Annotated in this window: 21 protein-coding genes and 1 pseudogene; 13 read left to right on the plus strand and 9 right to left on the minus strand. The window is 64.5% G+C overall.

Annotated elements, in window-relative coordinates:
* The first annotated feature begins 141 nt into the window (after positions 1-141).
* The 9 genes from OU995_RS03775 (at position 142) to OU995_RS03815 (ending at position 8415) form a co-directional block, all read left to right on the plus strand.
* Positions 142-318, plus strand: coding sequence for a hypothetical protein (locus OU995_RS03775; RefSeq protein WP_267834089.1), 177 nt, complete (start codon positions 142-144; stop codon positions 316-318).
* A gap of 38 nt (positions 319-356) precedes the next feature.
* The gene (locus tag OU995_RS03780) at positions 357-581 is read left to right on the plus strand and encodes a hypothetical protein (RefSeq protein ID WP_267834090.1); all 225 of its coding nucleotides are present in this window, start codon (positions 357-359) and stop codon (positions 579-581) included.
* Positions 582-1109: 528 nt separating this feature from the next.
* On the plus strand, positions 1110-1346 hold the full coding sequence (locus tag OU995_RS03785; protein WP_267834091.1) for a hypothetical protein: 237 nt from the start codon (positions 1110-1112) through the stop codon (positions 1344-1346).
* A 192-nt stretch (positions 1347-1538) separates the two neighbouring features.
* On the plus strand, positions 1539-1703 hold the full coding sequence (locus OU995_RS03790; RefSeq protein ID WP_267834092.1) for a hypothetical protein: 165 nt from the start codon (positions 1539-1541) through the stop codon (positions 1701-1703).
* A 156-nt stretch (positions 1704-1859) separates the two neighbouring features.
* Positions 1860-2084 (plus strand): hypothetical protein, encoded by a 225-nt coding sequence (locus tag OU995_RS03795; protein WP_267834093.1) that lies wholly within the window; start codon positions 1860-1862, stop codon positions 2082-2084.
* Between the two features lie 201 nt (positions 2085-2285).
* Positions 2286-4442, plus strand: a complete 2157-nt coding sequence (locus tag OU995_RS03800) for a peptidase domain-containing ABC transporter (RefSeq protein ID WP_267834095.1) — start codon at positions 2286-2288, stop codon at positions 4440-4442.
* 1 nt (position 4443) lies between these two features.
* Positions 4444-5694 carry an HlyD family secretion protein gene (locus tag OU995_RS03805; protein WP_267834096.1) on the plus strand — a complete coding sequence of 417 codons (1251 nt, stop codon included), beginning with the start codon at positions 4444-4446 and terminating at the stop codon, positions 5692-5694.
* A 93-nt stretch (positions 5695-5787) separates the two neighbouring features.
* Positions 5788-6303 (plus strand): outer membrane protein assembly factor BamE, encoded by a 516-nt coding sequence (locus OU995_RS03810; RefSeq protein WP_267834097.1) that lies wholly within the window; start codon positions 5788-5790, stop codon positions 6301-6303.
* 135 nt (positions 6304-6438) lie between these two features.
* Positions 6439-8415, plus strand: a complete 1977-nt coding sequence (locus OU995_RS03815) for an RDD family protein (RefSeq protein ID WP_267834098.1) — start codon at positions 6439-6441, stop codon at positions 8413-8415.
* Between the two features lie 19 nt (positions 8416-8434).
* On the opposite strand, the gene OU995_RS03820 is transcribed toward OU995_RS03815, so the two are convergent.
* Positions 8435-8935: a TerB family tellurite resistance protein gene (locus OU995_RS03820; protein WP_267834099.1), complete on the minus strand. Its 501-nt coding sequence runs from the start codon at positions 8933-8935 to the stop codon at positions 8435-8437.
* Between the two features lie 32 nt (positions 8936-8967).
* Here OU995_RS03820 and OU995_RS03825 point away from each other — a divergent pair.
* Together OU995_RS03825 and OU995_RS03830 are read left to right on the plus strand one after the other, a co-directional pair.
* A pseudogene (locus OU995_RS03825) lies at positions 8968-9132 on the plus strand (transposase domain-containing protein); the annotation flags it as partial.
* 297 nt (positions 9133-9429) lie between these two features.
* Positions 9430-10218 carry a DUF3800 domain-containing protein gene (locus OU995_RS03830; protein ID WP_267834100.1) on the plus strand — a complete coding sequence of 263 codons (789 nt, stop codon included), beginning with the start codon at positions 9430-9432 and terminating at the stop codon, positions 10216-10218.
* 298 nt (positions 10219-10516) lie between these two features.
* On the opposite strand, the gene OU995_RS03835 is transcribed toward OU995_RS03830, so the two are convergent.
* From OU995_RS03835 to glpD, 7 genes are all read right to left on the minus strand, one after another.
* Entirely contained in the window at positions 10517-12214 is a 1698-nt protein-coding gene (locus tag OU995_RS03835; protein WP_267836167.1) for an ABC transporter substrate-binding protein, read from the minus strand.
* A 140-nt stretch (positions 12215-12354) separates the two neighbouring features.
* On the minus strand, positions 12355-12663 hold the full coding sequence (locus tag OU995_RS03840; protein ID WP_267834101.1) for a DUF2160 domain-containing protein: 309 nt from the start codon (positions 12661-12663) through the stop codon (positions 12355-12357).
* A 57-nt stretch (positions 12664-12720) separates the two neighbouring features.
* A complete protein-coding gene (locus OU995_RS03845; protein ID WP_267834102.1) occupies positions 12721-13533 on the minus strand; it encodes a carbohydrate ABC transporter permease in 813 nt (270 codons plus the stop codon).
* Complete coding sequence (locus OU995_RS03850) at positions 13526-14410, minus strand: carbohydrate ABC transporter permease (RefSeq protein WP_267834104.1); 885 nt, start codon at positions 14408-14410, stop codon at positions 13526-13528. Before OU995_RS03850 ends, OU995_RS03845 begins: the two co-directional genes overlap by 8 nt.
* Positions 14407-15534, minus strand: coding sequence for an ABC transporter ATP-binding protein (locus tag OU995_RS03855; protein ID WP_267834105.1), 1128 nt, complete (start codon positions 15532-15534; stop codon positions 14407-14409). The genes OU995_RS03850 and OU995_RS03855 overlap by 4 nt, the downstream gene beginning before the upstream one ends.
* Positions 15534-16604, minus strand: a complete 1071-nt coding sequence (locus OU995_RS03860; protein ID WP_267834106.1) for an ABC transporter ATP-binding protein — start codon at positions 16602-16604, stop codon at positions 15534-15536. The genes OU995_RS03855 and OU995_RS03860 overlap by 1 nt, the downstream gene beginning before the upstream one ends.
* The gene (gene glpD / locus OU995_RS03865) at positions 16595-18226 is read right to left on the minus strand and encodes a glycerol-3-phosphate dehydrogenase (RefSeq protein WP_267834107.1); all 1632 of its coding nucleotides are present in this window, start codon (positions 18224-18226) and stop codon (positions 16595-16597) included. Before glpD ends, OU995_RS03860 begins: the two co-directional genes overlap by 10 nt.
* Before the next feature lie 132 nt (positions 18227-18358).
* Between glpD and OU995_RS03870 the strand changes: the two genes are divergently transcribed.
* Together OU995_RS03870 and glpK are read left to right on the plus strand one after the other, a co-directional pair.
* Positions 18359-19123: a DeoR/GlpR family DNA-binding transcription regulator gene (locus tag OU995_RS03870; RefSeq protein WP_267834108.1), complete on the plus strand. Its 765-nt coding sequence runs from the start codon at positions 18359-18361 to the stop codon at positions 19121-19123.
* 63 nt (positions 19124-19186) lie between these two features.
* Positions 19187-20680, plus strand: coding sequence for a glycerol kinase GlpK (glpK, locus tag OU995_RS03875; RefSeq protein ID WP_267834109.1), 1494 nt, complete (start codon positions 19187-19189; stop codon positions 20678-20680).
* A gap of 71 nt (positions 20681-20751) precedes the next feature.
* Here the strand turns inward: glpK and OU995_RS03880 are convergent, their stop codons facing one another.
* On the minus strand, positions 20752-21330 hold the full coding sequence (locus OU995_RS03880) for a TMEM165/GDT1 family protein (RefSeq protein ID WP_267834110.1): 579 nt from the start codon (positions 21328-21330) through the stop codon (positions 20752-20754).

Here is a 21330-nt window from a genome sequence, read left to right on the forward strand (position 1 = left end):
TAATGCACCGGTCTCGAGTGGGAGAAACATCATTCCGTATGCGAATCATGACAGTGTTAACACCAACGTCAATTGGACTCAGCCATGTTGACGTTACGAACGCTCAGTGTAGATACTTCGGCTCGAGTCCAAGGAGGAAAAATGAGCCCTAAAGATCTTCCGCATCAGGAAGCCGATCCCACGCTAGAGAATCAAGCTCGCGCGGGAGCTGACCTCATCCGAGAACTAACGCCGAAAGAAGTGCTTTGTATCTCCGGTGGCCCACAGATCATCAACGACGGTCTCTACCCGCCCACCCTGGATATCAGTGGTGACTGAAAGTCCCGTCGCCGCCACCGCCTAATCGGAACTACACCATGCAAAAAAAGACCTCTCCCCCCCAAACAATACGTGCTTTGCCGATTGCCATGGAAGCTGGGCTTCGGGCACTTCATGCGGACGAGCTCATTTCGGTTTCCGGAGGGCCACAGATCATCAACGACGGCGCAACGATCGGGATTCAGGAACTGACGTCTGAAGAACTGCTTGGTGTGTCCGGTGGACCGCAGGTACAAAATGACGACGTGGTGCCGCTCGGCTGAGCTTCGCGTCACTGCTTCCATTCTGTAGGCACGATCACCTAAAAGGCCAGAAGCAGCGACGTACTCTTCAGGGGGTGTTCCTCTCGCCTCTTTCCGTTTTGGCTTTCATGATGCCCCGGCCCTAGGGTCGCGTTCTCGCGACCCTTTTCCTTTTCCGCGCCCCCCTCGCATCCCTTCTCCGCCCACCCAAAGAGCCCCCCGTTGATTCCCCGCCTCGTCAACTGCCCGGCGAGCCGCGGCTTTTGCGCCGCGGATCTTCACTCGATGTGGCCGCTTTCAGGGCGCTCCCTGCAAAGCCTGAATCTCGGCATGGTATACGGACCGTATCAACTTTTCAGTTGTGTCAATTCCTTTTCTGCAGCAGTTAAAAATATGAAGACCGCACTCCCGTCACCTTCGTATGCTTACGAGGAACGCTGCTCGCAAAACTTGCCATGCCAGTGTTAACACCAAGGCCGAATCTCGTCTCCAAGGTTGACGCGGTGACATATGAGTGCTGATACTTGGGGACAATTTTCGGGAGAGAAGATGAACCAGAAAGATCCGCACTGGCTAACAGTCAGCGACTCGTTCCAAGTCGGAGCACCTTCGGGAAATGAGTTCATTCAAGAACTCACATTTCAAGAAGTCCTCAGCGTCTCCGGAGGGCCACAGATCATCAACGATGGTGGCACCATGAACTTCAGAGAACTTACCGCCAGCGAGATCCTCGGCGTAGCTGGTGGTCCTCAAATCACGAACGACGGCGTCACGCCGCCTCCATGAACCTGCCCGGTCCAGCGCAGCCTGACCCACCTTTCGCTCCTTCTGGGCGTACGGGGATGCCCTTAAATCCGCAAAAGGTGCCTGAGACTGTGTCTTCATCGGGCCGCAGTTGAGCTGGCAGAACCAACGCTGGCTTGTGATTTGGCCTTGCCCCCTCTCCCTGACTTACAGACCTATTCAATGGAGGACAGCATGGACGACGAAGCATCCAAAGTCCCTGAGATGGAGCCCGCTCCGGCACCGAAGTACATCGTGACGGAACTCTCCCAGACCGAACTAGCGGAAATTGCTGGCGGCCCCCAGATCATCAACGATGGCCTGTTGCCTCCACCACCGGCAGTTGCGAACTTTGCCTGAAGGTTTCCCGCTCTTGCTTGGATACAGCATGCCTCGTAGATGGGCCCTTCTGTACTCAAGCTGAGCGGACATGAAATTGAAGGCTATCGGCTTACCTCAATGAGGTAAGCCCAACCTAGCGCACAGAGGTCGCCACCTCCAAACCGTACCCACGCCATGGAAAACAGTAACGTTCCCCCTCAATCACAAAGTGCTTTGCCGATTGCCAGAGAAGCTGGGCTGCGCGCACTTCATAAGGACAAGCTCATTGCGGTTTCCGGAGGGCCTCAGATCATCAACGACGGCGCAACGATCGGGATTCAGGAACTGACGTCCGAAGAACTGCTTGGTGTGTCCGGTGGCCCCCAGATACAAAATGACGATGTGATACCGCCCAGCTGAGCTTCGCGTCACTGCTTCCATTCTGTAGGCACGATCGTCAGGAAAGCCAGAAGCAGCGACGTGCTCTTTAGGGGGGCGTTTCTCTCGCCTTTTTCCGTTTTGGCTTTCATGATGCCCCGGCCCTAGGGTCGCGTTCTCGCGACCCTTTTCCTTTTCCGCCCCCTCCGCATCCCTTCCCCGCCCACCCAAAGAGCCCCCCCGTTGAATCCCTTCGATTGGATGCGTGGCAAGCGCGCGCTGCCGATGTTTCACCAGTCCGAGGTCGCCGAATGTGGCCTCGCGTCGTTTGCCATGATCGCGGCCTATCACGGCCACCAGGTGGACCTCAACGGACTTCGCCAGCGCTACGCCCTCTCCCTCAAAGGCGCGACCCTGGCTGACATCGTCAAGATGGCCGACAGCCTGGACTTCGCCTGCCGCCCCCTGCGTCTGGAGCCAGAGCACCTCAATCAATTGCAGTTGCCCTGCATCCTGCATTGGGACATGAATCACTTTGTCGTCCTCCGCGAACTCCGCGGCGACACGGCCGTGATTCACGACCCCGCTCTGGGCATTCGCGAAATCTCTCCCCGCCAGATGTCCAAGAGCTTCAGCGGCGTCGCCCTGGAGCTCACCCCCACCAGCCATTTCAAGCCGGTGGAGGTCCGCATACGCGCACGCCTGCGTGACCTGTGGACCCGCGTCCGAGGCTGGCAAGGGCCCCTGCTGCAGACGCTGGTGCTCTCCATCATGCTGCAGCTCTTTGCCATGGCGGCGCCGGCCTTCCTGCAGCTCGCCATGGACGACGCCGTTTCCCGCATGGACCAGCATTTCCTGCTCATCCTCGCCGTCGGGTTCGGCGTGATGTATGCGCTGCAAGCGCTCACTGAGGCTCTGCGCAGCCTCACCGTGCTGCAGCTCGGCCAGGCCATGAGCTTCCAGCTCACCGGCAATGTGCTTCGCCATCTGCTTCGCCTGCCGGCAGAGTTCTTCGAGAAACGCATCGTCGGCGACATCCTCTCCCGCATGGGTGCGATCCGCCCCATTCAGGAAGCTTTGACGCAATCCGTCGTCACCGCGTCCATTGACGGCGTCATGACGCTGGCCACCGCGGCCCTGTTACTCATCTACAGCCCCGCCCTCGGTGGCGTGGTGCTGGGGTCGATGCTGCTGTATGCAATAGCGGTGCTCTGTGTCTATCCACTGCGCCGCCAGCGGGAGGAAGAGCAGCTGGTCGCGCAGGCCGAGGCGCAAACCTATCTGATCGAATCCATTCGCGCATCCAAGACGGTCAAGCTGTATGGGCGCGAGGCCCAGCGTGAAATGGTCTGGCGCAACTACTTCGCGCAGGTGGTCAACGCCACCATGGGCAGTGGCAAGGTGGAAGTGGCCACCTCATTCGCGCGCAGCCTGCTGTTCAACCTGCAATTGGTGGTCATCGTCTATCTGGGCGCCCAGCGCGTCATGTCCAATGAACTCAGCGCTGGCATGCTGTTCGCCATCCTGCTGTATCGCAATCAATTCGGCGACCGGGCGGAAGCCCTGATCCGGCAACTGGTGCAGTTCCGGCTGTTGCGTCTGCATATGGAGCGTTTGGCGGACATCGTCACCACACCCCGCGAGGCGGGCCTCGATGCGGCCGCTTCCCTGCCGGAGCGGGAGGTGAAGGGCGCCCTCAGTCTGCGCAATGTGGCCTTCCGCTATGCGCAGAATGAACCGCTGCTGTTGCAGGACATTTCGCTGGACATCGCTCCCGGCGATTACGTCGCCATCGTCGGCAGCTCCGGCGGCGGCAAGACTACGCTGCTCAAGCTGATGCTCAGCCTGCTGCCGCCCACACAGGGCGAAATTCTGGTGGACGGCATGCCGCTGCAGTCCTTCGGCATTCAGGCCTGGCGCCGCGCCATCGGCGTGGTGCAGCAGGATGACGGCCTGCTGATGGGCACCATCGCCGACAACATTGCGTTCTTCGACCCGCAGGTGGATATGAACCGCGTGGTGGAAAGCGCCAAGGCGGCCGCCGTGCATGACGAGATCCAGGCCATGCCGATGGGCTACCTGAGCATGGTGGGTGATATGGGCAGCACCCTCTCCGGCGGTCAACGCCAGCGGGTGCTGCTGGCCCGTGCGCTCTATCGCAAACCGGCGGTGCTGTTTCTTGATGAAGGGACGGCCAACCTGGACCCGCAGGCCGAGCGTCGCATCGCCGATCTGGTGCAGGACATGCCCATCACCCGCATCGTCGTGGCCCATCGGCCGGAGCTGGTGGACCGGGCCACCCGCGTGTTTGAACTCAGCCGCGGGCGCTTGATCGAACGACGGTCACCGGAGGCCCCGTCCGCCCTGAGCCCCCCTGCCACCTCCGAGCAGCACGCCTGATATGAGCACCAAGTCCCTGTTCCGCAAGGAGGCGATCGAGCATCGCGGGCAGCGCCTGCTGGGCGAGGTCATCCTGCAGGTGCCTGCGGGCGCCCGCTGGGTCACCGCCATGGTGGTGCTGGTGTTTGTGCTGGTGCTGGTGTTTCTCTTCTTCGGCACCTATGCCCGTCGCGAGACCGTGACCGGTTGGCTACGGCCGGAAGGCGGCGTCATTCGCGTCGAGGCCCAGGTGGATGGTGTGGTGGAACAGCTTCAGACGGCCGAGGGTGATTTGGTGAGCCGTGGGGCCCCCATTGCGTCGCTGCGGCTGGATGGCGAGTTGAGCCAGGGTCAGAGTCTTTCGACGCGGCTGCTGGCGGAACTGGGCCGTGAGCGGCAGCAGTTGGCGCAGCAGCGCGAGGCCATTCGCGCGCGCTATCAGCAGCGCGAGGCCCGGCTTCGCGAGGAAATCCGCAGCCTGGAGGCCGAGTTGGTGCAGTACCGACGGCAGATCGAAAATCTGGACCGCCGCGCAGCGCTCGCCCAACGGCAGGTGCAGGACCAGGCCGACCTCGCCAAGCAGGGCTATTTGTCTCGCCGCGATGCGGACAAGCTGGAGGACGCCGTTCTGTCCATCACCGAGAGTCGGGAATCCGTCCGGCAGGACATGCTGGCGCGGGACACCACCCTGCGCAACACCCGGCACGAGCTCTCTGGTGTCGGCAGCGAGCGGGATGCCGCGTTGGCGGAGGTCGGTGAGAAGTTGGCCGCGCTGGAGCAGCGCGATGCCGAGGCCGCACGGCGCGGACGGGTCCAACTGGTGGCGCCAATCGCCGCAAGGGTGGGCAATGTCCGCGTGGAGCGGGGCGCGTCGGTGCGCGCCGGTGCCCTGGTGGCGGACCTGTTGCCTGTTGAAGGCAGCCTCCGTGTGGAGTTGTTTGCCCCCAGCCGCGCCGTCGGGTTCGTGAAGGCAGGTGACGAGGTCCGCTTGCGCTTTGATGCCTTCCCCTATCAAAAGTTCGGCATTGGTCGCGGACGAGTGATCAGCGTGTCACGTTCCGCCGTGGATCCCCGCGAACTGCCGATGGGTCAATCCGCCTCAGGGCCGGTCTACCGCGTGCTGGTGAGTCTGGATGAGGGTGTTCCCGGCCTGGAGGGGCGCCAGGACGTGCTGCGCGCCGGCATGACACTACAGGCGGACCTGGTGCTGGAGCAGCGCAGCGTTGTGGAATATCTGTTCTCGCCGGTGCTCGGCTTGGCCAAAAACAACTGACGCACACTGCGCCGGCCGCCCCATGACCGATGCGGGACTTGCCCAGGGTCGCACAATCCGTCCATCCCCTCACGTGGAAAGACGGAGCCCCTGATGCGACAGCTCAAAGCAGTCATGAGCAGCGCCCTGCTTGCAGCCTTCCTGGCCGCAGGCCTGGGCGGCTGCGCCACCCCACTCAAGGACGAACGCCTGCGCCCGGGTGTGAGCACCGGCGCCGACATGGTCCAGTATTACGGCCAGCCCAGCCGTATCTGGCCGGAAACCGATGGCGGGCGCACCCTGGAATACGCCACCCAGCCCTTCGGCCAGACCTGTTACATGGTGCGGCTGGATGCCCAAGACCACTTTGTCAGCGCCATCGACGCCCTGGCCCCCGCCCAGCGCGAGCGCGTGCAACCCGGCATGACGCCCGACCAGGTCACCCGGCTGCTCGGCCGGGAGCGCAGCCGCGTGTTTTTCAGCAACAGCCAGGAAGACGTCTGGGACTGGAACGTGCCGCCGGAGATGAACGGCTATCTGCTGCGTTTTAATGTTCATTTCAAGGAAGGCGTCGTGCTGCGCACCAGCTACAGCGTCGTTTATCCCGACAAACGATTCCTCTGGGACTGAGCCCCGCCGCCCCTGCCGTGCGGCTTGCGCTCCCCCACCACCTGTGACGGATTGAGCGTCCATCCCCCGGAGGCAGGATCGAAGGTCGCACACGGTTCACTACACTTCCCCCTTGTTCGAGGGGGAAGAGACAACATGCGGAATCATTCGGCGGCACCGTCCACGCGGGCATTGGCCATGGTCATAGACGGCCTGCTGTGGGCAACAGGCAGCGCCGTGCTGATGTGGGTGTTTTATGGTGACCCGGTCAGCCGCTGGGATGACCTTCGCCCCGGCACTTTGGCCATCAACTGGCTGCTGCCGCTGGCCATGTGCGTGTTGTTCTGGTCCTGGCAGGGCGCCACGCCCGGCAAGTTGATCGCCGGCGTGAAGGTGGTGGATGCCCTCAGCGGCCGACGCCCCTCGCCCGTGCAGGCCGTGATCCGCTGGTTCGGCTACCTGATCTCCGCCCTGCCGCTGTTCGCCGGTTTCTGGTGGGCCAAGCTGGATGCCGAAGGCCGCACCTGGCATGACCGCCTCTCCCGCACCGCTGTGGAACGCAGCCGGCCGCTGCCGGCCAGCGGACGCGGCCTGCTGGCGGACTACGTGGTCACTCACTGGCGCGGTGAACAAAGCCTGGCGCAGAGTTTCTGGATCAACAACGTCCTGCTGACCTTCCCGTTGATGGCGGCCCTCACCGGCCTCATGAGCTGGATCCAGATGAAGGGGGATGCGCTGCAGGCGGGCAGCATCGCCATGCTGATCGGCTGGCCGCTGATGCTGGCCATCGACACCTGGTGCGTGGTGGGTGCCTGGCGCGCCGTTCGCGGGTATCTGGACGCCAACGGATCCCTGTTGTGGGCCGCGATGGCCCGCTTGATCATGTTCCTGGGGGCGCTGCAGATCCTGGCCTCGCTGGGCATCGGTTTCATTCCGCAACTGCCTGAATTCTGGAAGATGGCGCGGGGCATCGACCCGATCGGTCAGGCCGAAATGAAGGTCAGCGAGGATGGTCACACCCTGCATTTCCAGGGCCCCATCGGCATGGGCGACGCGCGCCGCATGGGCAAGCTGCTGGAGACGGCACCCAACGTGAAGTCGTTTGAGCTGGCCTCGCCGGGCGGCCGTCTGGCCGAGGCGGAAGACATGGTGGTGCTGATGCGCAAGCGCGGGGCCACCACCCGCGCGGTGGGTGACTGCCAAAGCGCCTGCACCCTGCTCTTCCTGGCCGGCGCCCAGCGCCAATTGATGCCGGGCGCACAACTGGGCTTCCATCGCGCCTCCACCGGCACCTTCAATCCAGCGTTTGACGAGATCGCCAACCAGCATCTGGCCGAGACCTATCGCAAGATGGAGCTGCCGGAGGACTTCATCCAGCGCACGCTGAAGACCTCGTCCCGCAGCATGTGGTACCCCACCCCGGAGGATCTGGTGCGGCATCAACTGATCCAGGAGCCGCCCAAGACCTTGGATGTGGCCCTGCCCGACGGTCCCAAGCCGGGTGAGCCGGCGTCGCTCTCCGAATATCTGGCGGCCTTCAAGTCCAACCCGGTCTGGTATCAACTGAACGAACGCTTCCCGGGTCTGCTGAACCGCGCGGCCACCCAGATGCGCACGGCACGGCTGGCCTTGGCCGGCACCGAGCAGGAGTCTGACGGCGCCCAGATGGCCGCACAGATGGCCATAACGGCGGAGGTGCGGCAGCTGGTGCTGTCCGGCTCGGCGGAATCGCGCCGTCGGTATCTGCAAGTGGTGCGGGGGCAGATGCGGGCGATGCAGGCCCTGGGTGCGGACACCTGCCAGGCATGGTTGGCCGGTTCTCCGGCCACCCGGCGTCTGATGCCCGCCGACGTGATGGCCTGGGAGACCAGCTGGCTGGCCAACGCTGCGCAGGAAGACCCGCCTTCCCGCACCCGGGCCGGCGAGGCCTCGCGGCTGGAGCTGGAGGTGGTGCACCGCACGCTGGGCCCGCAGGCGCCGGGGTTGCTGTCGCACCTGTGGTCGGACGATGCCAGCGGCGACCCCGCCTCGGTGGTGAGCTGCGACCGTGCAGCGCAGTTGCTGGACCAAATTCAGCGCCTGAAGGTCGCGCCCCGCGAACTGGCGGAGCGGGTGGTGTTCCAGACCCGCTGAGATGCGGGCGGCTCGCCGGTCAGCGTGTGTCCGGCGTCGCGCCGCTTTCCGGTGCGAGCCCGGCGGCTTCCCGGGCACGCATGCGCGCATGCACGTAGGCGCCTTGCGGGATGTGCAGCAGGTCGGCAATGCGCCACATCACGTGGCGCTCATGGTCTGTGAGCCGGCCGTCGGCATAGGCCACGCCCCACATCAACTCGATCATCCTCAGCTTGCGGGGCATGTCCCACGCGTCCACGCGTGAGGTGAACGCAAACAGGTCGGTGGCCTGACGGGCCGTGCCTTCAGCCACGTCGGCCAGGCGATCGGCCTCATCCGGCGTCAACACGAATTTCTCGACCAGCGCCTTGCGGACGGCGGTGCGCTCCGCCACGGCGAGCCCATCGTCAGCGCGCATCACTTCCACCAGCAGTACTGCTGCCGCCAGTTGCACCGCGTGGTCATCCCCGCAGCCCTGCACACCGGCCATGGACTCAGGGGACAGCAGGCTGTCGAAGAGGTCTTTGAGGGTTTTCAGCATGGGGAGATGGTGGCACAAGCCTCTTCACCGTGGGCAGCGCGCTGGCCGAACAGCGGGCGGCCGTGGTGATGAGCCTGGTTCATTCGGCGCACATGTGCGGCCATGAGCCATGGGCCTACCTGCGCGACGTGCTTCAGCGCTTGCATACGCAACTCAACAGCAGGATCGAAGCACTGCTACCGCACCGCTGGCAGCCTAATGACATCCAGTCGCCTGCGGTCAAGGTGGGGCGGCTAGACACTCACGGAATAGCGCTCAGAGGGAGACATGATCTGTCTCTCAACTCGTGCGGCAGCAGTTTTTCCAGGCGGTGGATGGGGTGCGCGTGGATGCGCGCCAGGACGGCCTGCATTGCGGCCTCGGATGCCCTGCGCTAGAATAGCCACCGAGTCGGGAGCGCTGTCGATCACGGTGCGCTGGACGATTGTTCCACCTGGCTCCCCCATCTTGACGGGTCGCGTTATCGCGGCCCGTTTTCATTTGCGAGGCAGCCAGTGCATCTCCTGTACCTCGACGAGTCGGGCCATCCACAGGACCCGAGCACCCAGTTCTTCGTCCTGGCAGGCTTTGCTGTGTTCGAACGTTCCACGCACTGGTTGGAGTCCAGGATCAACCCGGTCGCCGCGCGGTTCAGACCGCAGGACCCCTCCGCGATTGAGTTCCATGGCTCGCCGATGTATTCGGCCAAGGACGACTGGGCGGGCATCGCTCCAGCCGATCGTGTTCAGGCCCTGGTCGATGTCCTGAGCTTGCTCAGCAACCGACAACTGCAGCTTCGTGTATTCGCCTCTGTCATCGAAAAGTCCACGATGCCGGAGGATCAGATCCTCGAGCGCTCATTCGAAGCCGTCGCGCATCAGTTCGACCAGTACCTAGCGGACATGTGGGCCCGGCGCGGCGATGCGCAGCGCGGACTGGTCGTCTGCGACAAGGCTTCGTACGAGCAGAAGCTGCAAGCGCTTTCGTCCTTGTTCAAACACCAGGGCCACGCGTTGGGCCGCCTGCGCAACTTCGCGGAGGTCCCGCTCTTCTTGGACTCAAAGGCGTCGCGCCTCATTCAGATGGCAGACCTAGTCGCGTACTGGATCTTCCGGTACTACCAATCGAAGGATGACCGTGGCTTCCGATTGATCGAGCCCTCCATCCTGCGCCGAGCAAATCAGCGGGTCGGCTTGGTGGCTTCGGTGACGCCGGCCACCGAGGCAGCGCTGGCGTCCATCGTGCCGCACAAATATCCGTTCCCTGGCCCCACCGGCGCGCCGGCAGCCGCCGACGCGGCCTGATTCCGGTGATCACGCGCGGGACCACTCCCGGCGCCACCAGCGAGCCCACAGGTTCGCAGTCCGTCGAGCCAGCGTCGTGCCAACGAGATCCTGAAGCTGGCCACTCCCCGTGCCGCAAGTCGTGCCGCCAGCATCGACACTTGCGCCCAGCCGCATCTGCCGTTGGCTGGAGCTAGAGCGCCGGTTGGTTGCCGCCGGCCGGGCCATCCAGAGGCCAGACACTATCCCCCATTCACCCCGAAAAAAAGCCGCGTGGCCTCAAGGCTCACGCGGCTTTGCCGATGGCAGCGTTGCGGGATCAGCGCACGCGGCCTTCCTTCCAGGCGCTGATCAGCTTGTCATAAGCGATCGTCTCGCCCTTGGGCTTCTCGTTGGCCAGCTTGGCCCACGGAGCGCCCTTGTCGGACAGCCACTTCTTCGGGTCTTCCTTCTTGTTGAGCTTCGGTGCGCACTTGGCCATGCCAGCACGCTCCAGCCGCGCCATCACCGAATCCATTTCGTCCGCCAGCGTGTCCATCGCCGCCTGCGGTGTCTTCTCGCCCGTCACCGCCTGCGCAACGTTCTTCCACCACAGCTGCGCCAGCTTCGGATAGTCCGGCACGTTGTTGCCCGTCGGCGTCCAGGCCACCCGGGCCGGGCTGCGGTAGAACTCGATCAGGCCGCCATATTTCGCCGCATTCTTGGTGAAGTAGTCGCTGCGGATGTCGCTGTCGCGAATGAAGGTCAGGCCCTGCACGCTCTTCTTCAGGCTCACCGTCTTGGCCGTCACAAACTGCGCATACAGCCATGCCGCCGCTGTGCGGTTGGGGTCGTGGTTGGCAAAGAAGGTCCAGCTACCCACGTCCTGATAGCCGTTTTGCATGCCCGGCTTCCAGTACGGGCCATTCGGGCCAGGGGCCATGCGCCACTTCGGCGTCCCGTCCGCATTGACCACCGGCAGGCCCGGCTTGGTCATGTCCGCAGTGAAGGCGGTGTACCAGAAGATCTGCTGGGCAATCTGGCCCTGGGCCGGCACCGGGCCGGATTCCCCGAAGGTCATGCCTGTGGCTTCCTTCGGCGCGTACTTCTTCATCCAGTCCACATACTTCGTCAGTGCATACACCGCCGCTGGCGAGTTGGTGGCACCACCACGCGAGACCGATGCCCCCACCGGTGTGCACTTGTCGTCCGCCACACGGATGCCCCATTCGTCCACCGGCATGCCGTTGGGAATGCCCTTGTCCGCCGCACCGGCCATCGACAACCAGGCATCGGTGAAACGCCAGCCCAGCGACGGGTCCTTCTTGCCGTAGTCCATGTGGCCGTAGATCGGCTTGCCATCAATGGTCTTCACATCGTTGGTGAAGAATTCGGCGATGTCCTCATACGCGCTCCAGTTGAGCGGCACACCCAGCTCATAGCCGTATTTGGCCTTGAACTTGTCCTGCAGGTCCTTGCGGGCAAACAGGTCGGCACGGAACCAGTAGAGATTGGCGAACTGCTGGTCCGGCAGTTGATAGAGCTTGCCGTCCGGCGCGGTGGTGAAGCTGGTCCCGATGAAGTCCTTCAGGTCGAGATCGGGGTTGGTGAATTCCTTGCCCGCACCGGCCATGTAGTCGGTCAGGTTCATGATCTTGCCGTAGCGGTAGTGCGTACCGATCAGGTCCGAATCCGAGATCCAGCCGTCGTAGATGCTCTTGCCGGACTGCATCGAGGTCTGCAGCTTCTCGACCACATCCCCTTCCTGGATGATGTCGTGCTTGACCGTGATGCCGGTGATCTCGGTGAAGGCCTTGGCCAGCACCTTGCTTTCGTATTCATGGGTCGTGATGGTCTCGGACACCACCGAGATCTCCTTCACGCCCTTGGCCTGCAGCTTCTTGGCGGCCTCGATGAACCACTTCATCTCCGCCAGTTGCTTGTCCTTGGACAAGGTGGACGGCTGGAATTCGCTGTCCACCCACTTCTTGGCTTCAGCCTCACCGGCCCAGGCGCTATGGACCCCCAACGCCAGCATCGCTGCCAGGGTCAGCGCGGAATACTTGCTCTTGTGCACGCTTGTCTCCTCTTTCTCTTTGAGCATCCCCCGATGAGGATTGATTCGCGGCTCCGGGGGAGCAGGAGCCGAATCCCGAAACAACAGCGCCAGGCTCGGCCTCACCCCTTGCGCAGGATGAGCGCCAGCACCAGCATCGACACCACAAAACTGATCCACACACTGGGCTCGGCTTCCAGCTGGAACCAGCCCATCATCTTTTCGCCCAGGCCCACAAAGGCCAGGTTCAGGTAGGCCGCCACCAGCAGCCCGATGAACAGGCGGTCGCCGCGCGTGGTGCGCAACGGCAGCCAGCCCTTGCGCAAGGTCGTCGGCGACTTGATCTCCCAGATCGTCATGCCCACCAGCATCAGCACCACACAGCCGAAGAACACGGCCACGGGCACGGTCCACACCATCCAATCAAACATCGATCATCCTTTCGTCTCACGTCTTCGGAAAGCCCGGCAGATCCCTGCCCCTGGCCGTCAGACGCGACCCATGGCGAAGCCTTTGGCGATGTAGTGACGCACAAACCAGATCACGATGGCACCCGGCACGATGGTCAGGGTGCCGGCGGCCGCCAGCGTGGCCCAGTCCATGCCGGATGCGCTGACGGTACGGGTCATCGTGGCCACGATCGGCTTGGCATTCACGCTGGTGAGCGTGCGCGCCAGCAGCAGTTCCACCCACGAGAACATGAAGCAGAAGAAGGCCGCCACCCCCACGCCCGCCTTGATCAGCGGCAGGAAGATGGTGAGGAAGAAACGTGGGAAGCTGTAGCCGTCGATATAGGCCGTCTCGTCAATCTCCCGCGGGATGCCGCTCATGAAGCCCTCAAGAATCCACACCGCCAGCGGCACGTTGAACAGCAGGTGCGCCAGCGCCACCGCCAGATGGGTGTCCATCAGGCCCAGGGTCGTGTAGAGCTGGAAGAAGGGCAACAGAAACACCGCCGGCGGCGTCATCCGGTTGGTGAGCAGCCAGAAGAACACATGCTTGTCACCCAGGAAGCTGTAGCGGCTGAAGGCGTAGGCCGCCGGCAACGCCACGCTGACCGAGATCACCGTGTTGATGGCCACGTAGATCAGGCTGTTGATGTAGCCGCTGTACCAGGCCGGATCGGTGAATATGGTCCGGTAGCTGTGCAGGGTGAATTCCTTGGGCCACAGGCTGAAGCTGGAAAGAATCTCTTCATTGGTGCGGAAGCTCATGTTGACCATCCAGTAGATGGGCAACAGCGCAAACAGCAGGTAGAGAATGAGGAAGAGACTTCTCTTCTTGAAGCGGCGCTCATCCATGGGCGGCCTCCGTCTGTTCGCCCTGCCCCAGCGCCTGCATCCAGTTGTAGAGGATGAAGCACAGCAGCAGGATGATGAGGAAATAGATCAGCGAGAACGCCGCCGCCGGGCCCAGGTCAAACTGGCCAACCGCCTTTTGCGTCAGGTACTGGCTGAGGAAGGTGGTGGCATTGCCGGGGCCGCCGCCGGTGAGCACAAAGGGCTCGGTGTAGATCATGAAGCTGTCCATGAAGCGCAGCAGCACCGCAATCATCAACACGCCCCGCATCTTGGGCAGCTGGATGTAGCGGAACACCGCCAGCTTGCTGGCGCCGTCAATCCGCGCCGCCTGGTAGTAGGCGTCCGGGATCGAGCGCAGGCCGGCAAAACACAACAGCGCCACCAGCGGTGTCCAGTGCCACACATCCATCACCAGCACCGTCAGCCAGGCGTCGGTGGCATTGCCGGTGTAGCTGTAGTCAATGCCCAGCGCCTGCAAGCCGGCGCCCAGCAGGCCAATGTCCGCGCGGCCATAGATCTGCCAGATGGTGCCCACCACGTTCCAGGGGATGAGCAGCGACAAGGCCACCAGCACCAGCACGGCCGACGCCTTCCAGCCCTGCGCCGGCATCGACAGCGCCAGTGCAATGCCCAGCGGAATTTCCACCAGCAGCACCGCCAGCGAGAAGCCGAGCTGGCGCAGCAGCGCACCATGCAGCTCTTCGTCCCGCATGACGGCGGTGAACCATTCCACGCCGACAAACACGCGGCGTTCCGGCGAGATGATGTCCTGCACCGAGTAATTCACCACCGTCATCAGCGGCAGGATGGCCGAGATGGCCACGCAGATGATGACCGGCAGCACCAGGAACCAGGCCTTCTGGTTGACTGGCTTCATGGTGTGGTCTCCTTGAGCGGGGACGTGGCGGCGGACATCAGTTGATCGTCCGCGCCGTAGAAGCAGGTGTGCGGGTTCAATACCCGCAGTCCGATGTGCGCGCCCACGTTGGGCGGCTGGGCATGGGCCGCCAGCCGGGTCTTGATGACGGTGTCCCCCAGGGAGGCGGTGAGCAGCCAGTAGGTGCCCAGGTCCTGCACTTGAGTGACGGTCGCGTCCAGCACGCCCTCCGCGCCGGGCTCGGCCAGCGGCAGGTATTCCGGCCGGACCCCCAGTGTGAAATCGCGCACCTGGGCCAGGGCTTCATGCCCCATGCCCGATGGCATCCGCATCGACTGCCCCGCCACTTCCAGCAGCCCTTCCGGATGGAACCGGCCCGGCAGGAAATTCATGCCGGGGGAGCCGATGAAGTGCCCCACGAATCGATGCTGCGGACGCTCGAACAGCGCCGCCGCACTGCCCACCTGGACGGCACGGCCGCGTGTCATCACCACGATCTGGTCGGCAAAGGTCAGCGCCTCCACCTGGTCGTGGGTCACGTAGATCAGGGTGAGCTGGAGCTCATGATGGATCTGCTTGAGCTTGCGACGCAGTTGCCATTTGAGATGCGGGTCGATGACGGTGAGCGGCTCGTCGAACAGCACGGCCGACACATCCTCCCGCACCAGGCCGCGGCCCAGCGAGATCTTCTGCTTGGCATCGGCCGACAGGCCTGCGGCCCGCTGGTTCAGCTGGCCGTTCAGCTCCAGCATCTCCGCAATGCGGCCGACCCGGGCGCGGATCTTGTCCGGCGCCACGCCGCGGTTGCGCAGCGGAAAGGCCAGGTTGTCCGCCACGGTCATCGTGTCGTAGATGACCGGGAACTGGAACACCTGGGCGATGTTGCGCTCTTGCGGCGTCAGGCGGGTCACGTCGTTGCCGTCAAAACTGACCGTGCCCTGCGAGGGCTTGAGCAGACCGGAAACGATGTTGAGCAGGGTGGTCTTGCCGCAGCCCGAAGGCCCCAGCAGCGCATAGGCGCCACCATCCTCAAAGCTCATGCGCAGCGGCAGCAGCGCGTAGTCGTCGTCACTGCGCGGGTCGGCGCGATAGGCATGCGCCAGATCAAGGTCGATGCGTGCCATCAGCGGCCTCCGCGTCGCTCGGGGGCGCGTGTCAGCAACCCGGCGGCATCAAAAACATGGACCTGCGAGGCCTGCAGGTAAAGCGTCAGGGGTTCGCCCAGGCCGAAGTCATGCACCCCGGTGAGCTGGGCCACCAGGTCACCCACCTCGCTGCGCACATGCACAAAGGTGTCGCTGCCGGAGATCTCCGCCAGCTCCACCTGGCCCTGGAGCGCCACATCACCGGGCTGCGCCTGCACCCGCAGTGCATTGGCGCGCACGCCAACGGTCACGGCCCCCTGGCCCGGCAGCAGCAGGTCCAGGCCCGGCTTGAGCTGGAGACGATCCCCCAGGCCCTGCGCCAGCAGCAGGTTCATCGGCGGATCGCTGAAGGCGCGGGCCACCCGCAACGAGGCCGGACGGTGAAACACCTCTGCCGTCGGCCCGTACTGCAGCAGTTCGCCGGCATCCATCACCGCCGTGTAGCCGCCCAGCATCAGCGCTTCCGCCGGCTCGGTGGTGGCATAGATGACGGTGGCATCGCCGGTGGCAAACAGCTGGGTCAACTCGTCGCGGAGTTCCTCGCGCAGCTTGTAGTCCAGGTTCACCAGCGGCTCGTCCAGCAACATCAGCGGGGCCTGCTTGGCCAGCGCGCGGGCCAGCGCCACACGCTGCTGCTGGCCGCCGGAGAGCTGCGCCGGCAGCTTGTCCAGATGCATCTCGATGTGGAGCTTGCGGGCGAGCTGGTCCACCCGGTCGCGGATGCCGGCGCGGTCCAGGGTGCCGCGCAGCTTGAGCGGTGAGGCAATGTTGTCGCGCACCGTCATCGACGGATAGTTGATGAACTGCTGATAGACCATGGCGACATCGCGCTGGCGGACCGGCCAGCCGGTGACGTCGGTGCCATCGACCTCGATGCGGCCTTCCGTCGGCCGATCCAGGCCCGCCATCAAGCGCATCAGCGTGGTCTTGCCGGCCTGCGTGGCGCCCAGCAGCACGGTGACCGCACCCGGGGTGGGACGCAGGTCCAGCGGATAAAGAAACGGCTGAGCCCCCACACGGTGGCTGACACCGTGAAGACTCAGTTCCATGACCTGTCTCTTTGCATGTGGTGGTTGTTGTCGGGGAGGGAAGGGAGGGACTGCTGGCGGAACCAGTCATCCACCGCAGCGCGTTGCGCTTCGGTGTAATGCAAGCCCAGCTTGGAGCGGCGCCACAGCACATCGTCGGCCGACTGCGCCCACTCTTCGCGGACCAGATAGCGCAGTTCGGCTTCGTGCAGGCCTGGGGCAATTTCCGGTCCGAGGTCCTGCAGGCTGTCGGCAGCGCCCAGCACACGGCCAATGCGCCCGCCATAGGCGCGGGCCAGGCGATGCGCCAGCGCCGGCGGCAGCCAGGCATGGCGCTGGCCGAGGGCGGTGAGCAGGCGCTGGAAGTCGGTGTCGGGCCGCTGGGGCGCGCCGATCCATTCCTTCAGGTCGCCGCCCGGCAGATGGGCCTGTTCGGTCCACGCGGCGCGGCGGTCGCCCAGCATCTGGCCCACCAGGTCGGTGGCATCTTCGGCCAGCTTGCGGAAGGTGGTGATCTTGCCGCCCCACACGCTCAGCAGGGGCGCGCCGCCTTCGGCATGCGTTTCCAGCAGGTAGTCGCGCGTGACGGCGGACGGATCGCCCGAGGCATCGTCCAGCAGCGGACGCACGCCCGCATAGGTCCACACCACGTCCGCCGGGGTCAATGGCTTGTCGAAATAACGGCTGGCCTGCTCGCAGAGATAGGCCACCTCCTGCGGATCGCTGCGGGCCTTGCCGAACCCGGCAAGCGCATCGGCCGGTAGTTCCACGTCGGTGGTGCCGATCAGCGTGAACTCGTTTTCGTAGGGGATGGCAAAGATGATGCGCTTGTCGGGGTTCTGGAAGATGTAGGCGTGGTCGTGCTCAAAGGCCCGGCGCACGACGATGTGGCTGCCCTTGACCAGCCGCAGGCTCTTGGTGGCCAAGGTTTCGGCGCCCGCCGACTGGGCATGCTCACGCAGGAAGCTTTCCGCCCAGGGGCCAGCGGCATTGACCAGCGCCCGGGCCCGAACCTGGAACTCCCCCTGAGGACCGCGCAGGGTCGCCACCCAGTGGTCGGCATGGCGGCGGGCGGCCACGACGGTGGTGCGGGTGTGCAGGCTGGCGCCCTTGTCCCGTGCATCCAGTGCATTGAGCAGCACCAACCGGGCATCATCCACCCAGCCGTCGGAGTACACAAAGCCGCGGGTGTATTGCGACTTCAGCGGCCGTCCCAGGGGCGACTGGCGCAGGTTCACCCCGGTGGAGCCGGGCAGCACTTCGCGGCGCGCGAGATGGTCGTAGAGGAACAGGCCGATACGGATCATCCACGCGGGCCGCATGGCCGCGTCGTGCGGCATCACAAAGCGCAGCGGCCACATGATGTGCGGCGCGCTGCGCAGCAGCACCTCGCGCTCCTGCAGCGCCTTGCGGACCAGCGAGAACTCGTAGTACTCCAGATAGCGCAACCCCCCGTGGATCAGCTTGGTGGATGCCGACGAGGTGTGGGCGGCGAAATCCGAGGCCTCGGCCAGCACCACGGACCAGCCGCGCCCGGCCAGATCCCGCGCAATGCCGGCGCCATTGATCCCCCCGCCCACCACCAGCACGTCACACGACGCGGGCAGGGCGGTGCCTTCAAAAGCAGCAGGGCTAGCGGTCACAGCGTCTCCTGGCGCACCCGTTCAAGGCACGCGCTTGTGTTCTTCTTTTTTCTTTTTAGCGCGCTTTGCCGCGTTTAAGACCAGGGATAACCCGGTGTTCTGTTCGTTTTGGTTCGCTTTAGTCTGCGCGCCATGAATCCGAATCCCCGCCAGAACGACCTGCTGCAAGAGGTAAGAGCCCGCGGCTCGGTGAGTGTGGAGGCGCTGGCCGAGCGCTTTGGCGTCACCCTGCAGACCGTGCGACGCGATGTGCAGCGCCTGGCCGAAGCCGGGCTGGTGGCGCGTTTCCACGGCGGTGTGCGTGTGCCCTCCTCCACCACTGAAAACATCGCCTACCGCCAGCGCCAGGCCCTGCAGGCCGATGGCAAGGCGCGCATTGCCCGCGCGATTGCAGCGCGCATTCCGGCGGGCTGCTCGCTGATCCTGAACCTGGGCACCACCACCGAGGCGGTGGCCCATGCGCTGCTCAACCACAAGGGCCTGCGCGTCATCACCAACAACCTGAACGTGGCCACGATCCTGAGCGACAACCCGGACTGCGAGCTGGTGATGGTGGGCGGCTCGGTGCGGCACCGGGACCGTGGTGTGGTGGGTGAAGCGGCGGTCGACTTCATCCGCCAGTTCAAGGTGGACATCGGCCTCATCGGCATTTCCGGGATTGAATCCGACGGCAGCCTGCGCGACTTTGATTACCGCGAAGTGATGGTGGCCCGGGCCATCGTGGAACACTCGCGCGAGGTGTGGGTGGCGGCCGATTCCACCAAGTTCAACCGCCCGGCGATGGCCGAAGTGGCCCGCCTGCCGCAGATTGACGCGCTCTTCACCGATGCACGCCCGCCCGAGCCCTTCGCCGGCCTGATGGCCGATGCCGGCGTGGAGCTGGTGGTGGCAGACTGAGAAGGCACGGCCAGGCCGCAGCGGCACAGACCGCTTCAGAACAACGACATCGCGAGACAAGTCATGACCTATCTGCTGGCCCTGGACCAGGGCACCTCAAGTTCACGCTCCATCGTGTTTGATGCGCAAGGGCGCATTGTGGCGATGGCCCAGCGGGAGTTCCGCCAGATCTATCCGCAGCCCGGATGGGTGGAACACGATGCCCAGGAAATCTGGGACACCCAGCTGGCCACCGCACGGGAGGTGCTGGCCAAGGCCAACTTGTCGGCAGCGGACCTAAAAGGCCTGGGCATCACCAACCAGCGTGAGACCACGCTGGTGTGGAACCGCAAGACCGGCCAGCCGGTCTATCACGCCATCGTCTGGCAGGACCGCCGGGCGGAGCCGCAGTGCGCGGCCTTGCGCGAGCAGGGCCACACGGCCATGGTGCAGCGCAAGACGGGGCTGGTGATCGACGCGTATTTCTCCGGCACCAAGCTGCAGTGGATTCTGGAGCATGTGCCGCAGGCCCGTGAGCAGGCGGAGCGAGGGGAACTGGCCTTCGGCACCATCGACAGCTGGCTGATCTGGCAGCTGACGCATGGGGAGGTGCATGTCACCGATGTCAGCAATGCCGCACGGACCATGCTGTTTAATGTGCATGAAAACCGCTGGGATGACGAACTGCTGACCCTGCTGCGCATTCCGCGTTCGGTGCTGCCCGAGGTCCATCCTTCCGCTCATGAATTCGGCGTGGCGTCGGCGGACCACCTGGGTGCCCCCGTGCTCATCGGCGGCATCGCAGGGGACCAGCAGAGCGCCCTCTTCGGCCAGGCCTGCTTCGAGGCCGGCATGGCCAAGAACACCTACGGCACCGGCTGCTTCATGCTGATGCACACCGGCGGCCGCTTCCAGACCAGCGGCAACGGGCTGATCACCACCAGCGCCGCCCAGCCGACCACCACGCCGCAGTTCGCGCTGGAGGGCAGCGTGTTCATCGGGGGCGCGGTGGTGCAGTGGTTGCGGGACGGCTTGAATGCCATCAAGGCCAGCGGCGAGGTGCAGGGGCTGGCGGAAAGCGTGCCGGATGCCGGCGGCGTGATGTTTGTGCCGGCCTTCACCGGGCTGGGTGCGCCGTATTGGGATGCCGAAGCACGGGGTGCCATCGTGGGCCTGACGCGCGGCTCCACCGTGGCGCACATTGCGCGCGCAGCGCTGGAGAGCATCGCCTTCCAGAGCGCCGCGCTGCTGCAGGCCATGAGCCGCGATGCGGTGGCCGCCGGCGGTGCGCCGGTGAGCGAGCTGCGGGTGGACGGCGGCGCCTGCGTGAACAACCTGCTGATGCAGTTCCAGGCGGACCTGCTAGGCATTCCGGTGGTCCGGCCCAAGGTCATTGAGACCACGGCGCTGGGTGCCGCCTATCTGGCAGGCCTGACCGCCGGTGTGTATGGCGGCACATCGGACATCGGCAAGAACTGGCAGACCGAACGCACCTTCCTGCCCACCATGTCCCGCGACCGTGCCGGGCAGCTCATGACCGACTGGGAACGGGCGGTGCGGCAGGCCTGCACCCGCTGAAACCGGACACGGCCAGGAGGGCCGCAGGGCGCCGGGGCGCCTGCTGCCCCCGATGGTGCCCCGGCCGGCGATCAGACGCCGAGCGCTTCGCCCGCGCCCAGCAGGGTCGCCACCCCCAGCACCGCAAAGATCACGGCGGCAATGCCATGCACCAGGCGGACCGGCAGCTTGTGCGCCAGCTTGTCACCAATCAGCACCGCCGGCACGTTGGCCAGCATCATGCCGAGGGTAGTGCCCGCCACCACCGGCCACAGGTCGTTGAAGCGCGCCGCCAGGGCCACGGTGGCGATCTGCGTCTTGTCGCCCATCTCGGCCAGGAAGAAGGCCACGATGGTGGTGCCGAGCACGCCCAGCTTGAAGCGGCCGCCGGTTTCTTCCTCCTCGATCTTGTCCGGAATCAAGGTCCAGATGGCCATGGCGATGAAGCCAACGCCCAGCACCCAGCGCAGGATCTGCGGCGACACCTGAGACGTGATCCAGGCCCCGATGGCGCCCGCGCAGGCATGGTTCACCAGGGTGGCGATGAGGATGCCGAGGATGATGGGAATGGGGCGGCGGAAACGTGCCGCGAGGATGAAGGCCAGCAGCTGGGTCTTGTCGCCAATTTCGGCGAGGGCCACCAGGCCTGTAGAGATGAGAAAAGCTTCCAT

It is taken from the genome of Roseateles sp. SL47 (assembly GCF_026625885.1).
In the GTDB taxonomy this organism is placed as follows: domain Bacteria; phylum Pseudomonadota; class Gammaproteobacteria; order Burkholderiales; family Burkholderiaceae_C; genus Roseateles.

Coding starts and splice junctions, on each gene's coding strand:
- OU995_RS03815 (WP_267834098.1), top strand. CDS start 6,439: ATGCGGAATCATTCGGCGGCACCGTCCACGCGGGCATTGGCCATGGTC.
- OU995_RS03855 (WP_267834105.1), bottom strand. CDS start 15,534: ATGGCACGCATCGACCTTGATCTGGCGCATGCCTATCGCGCCGACCCG.
- OU995_RS03860 (WP_267834106.1), bottom strand. CDS start 16,604: ATGGAACTGAGTCTTCACGGTGTCAGCCACCGTGTGGGGGCTCAGCCG.
- OU995_RS03845 (WP_267834102.1), bottom strand. CDS start 13,533: ATGGATGAGCGCCGCTTCAAGAAGAGAAGTCTCTTCCTCATTCTCTAC.
- OU995_RS03775 (WP_267834089.1), top strand. CDS start 142: ATGAGCCCTAAAGATCTTCCGCATCAGGAAGCCGATCCCACGCTAGAG.
- OU995_RS03880 (WP_267834110.1), bottom strand. CDS start 21,330: ATGGAAGCTTTTCTCATCTCTACAGGCCTGGTGGCCCTCGCCGAAATT.
- OU995_RS03850 (WP_267834104.1), bottom strand. CDS start 14,410: ATGAAGCCAGTCAACCAGAAGGCCTGGTTCCTGGTGCTGCCGGTCATC.
- OU995_RS03840 (WP_267834101.1), bottom strand. CDS start 12,663: ATGTTTGATTGGATGGTGTGGACCGTGCCCGTGGCCGTGTTCTTCGGC.
- OU995_RS03785 (WP_267834091.1), top strand. CDS start 1,110: ATGAACCAGAAAGATCCGCACTGGCTAACAGTCAGCGACTCGTTCCAA.
- OU995_RS03780 (WP_267834090.1), top strand. CDS start 357: ATGCAAAAAAAGACCTCTCCCCCCCAAACAATACGTGCTTTGCCGATT.
- OU995_RS03810 (WP_267834097.1), top strand. CDS start 5,788: ATGCGACAGCTCAAAGCAGTCATGAGCAGCGCCCTGCTTGCAGCCTTC.
- OU995_RS03870 (WP_267834108.1), top strand. CDS start 18,359: ATGAATCCGAATCCCCGCCAGAACGACCTGCTGCAAGAGGTAAGAGCC.
- OU995_RS03790 (WP_267834092.1), top strand. CDS start 1,539: ATGGACGACGAAGCATCCAAAGTCCCTGAGATGGAGCCCGCTCCGGCA.
- OU995_RS03820 (WP_267834099.1), bottom strand. CDS start 8,935: ATGCTGAAAACCCTCAAAGACCTCTTCGACAGCCTGCTGTCCCCTGAG.
- OU995_RS03795 (WP_267834093.1), top strand. CDS start 1,860: ATGGAAAACAGTAACGTTCCCCCTCAATCACAAAGTGCTTTGCCGATT.
- OU995_RS03835 (WP_267836167.1), bottom strand. CDS start 12,214: ATGCTGGCGTTGGGGGTCCATAGCGCCTGGGCCGGTGAGGCTGAAGCC.
- glpK (WP_267834109.1), top strand. CDS start 19,187: ATGACCTATCTGCTGGCCCTGGACCAGGGCACCTCAAGTTCACGCTCC.
- OU995_RS03805 (WP_267834096.1), top strand. CDS start 4,444: ATGAGCACCAAGTCCCTGTTCCGCAAGGAGGCGATCGAGCATCGCGGG.